The 536-nt window shown below is 58.2% G+C and carries 1 protein-coding gene and 1 pseudogene; both read left to right on the top strand.

Going from position 1 to position 536, the window contains the following annotated elements:
• Window positions 1-292, top strand: a 292-nt coding sequence (locus J5M71_RS26965; protein ID WP_207838558.1) for an FMN-binding protein, incomplete at its 5' end; no start/stop codon positions are given.
• A pseudogene (locus tag J5M71_RS26960) lies at window positions 289-536 on the top strand (NADH:quinone oxidoreductase); the annotation flags it as partial. The gene J5M71_RS26965 and the pseudogene J5M71_RS26960, both read left to right, overlap by 4 nt.

Here is a 536-nt window from a genome sequence, read left to right as displayed (position 1 = left end):
GATAGCCATCGATGCAAACGGCAGAGTTCTAGGCGTGAAAACCCTTGAGCAGCGCGAAACGCCAGGATTGGGTGGTCACATCGGTGAATGGCCGAATGCCTGGCTTCAGACCTTCCTCGGCAAATCTCGTACCGAGCCGACTGACGCCGGTTGGGCGCTGAAAAAGAATCAGGGGCAGTTCGATCAAATCGCTGGCGCGACCATTACCTCCCGTGCCGCCATCAACGCGATTCATGACGCACTGCGTTATTTCGATGAGCATCGGGCGTTGCTGTTAGGAACTGGCTCATGAAACGCACGGTAGGTTTATTGATGCTGGTGCCGCTATTGGGCGCCACACAAACACTCAGCGCTGCACTGGGGATAACCTTGATGCTCGGCGCGGTGCTCGGCGTTTTTGCCGTTTGCATGTCGCCGCTGCGCGAACGCCTGACGGGCACCCGTGCGTTGCTCGCCAGCCTGACGCTTGCTGCGACGCTGACCAGTTGCGCGGATATTGTGGCGCAACGCTGGTTTTTGCCATGGCAGCAAACATC

Source organism: Pseudomonas sp. 43(2021) (assembly GCF_017490805.1).
Classification (GTDB): Bacteria; Pseudomonadota; Gammaproteobacteria; order Pseudomonadales; family Pseudomonadaceae; genus Aquipseudomonas.
This window is presented reverse-complemented; position numbering and strand designations above follow the sequence as displayed.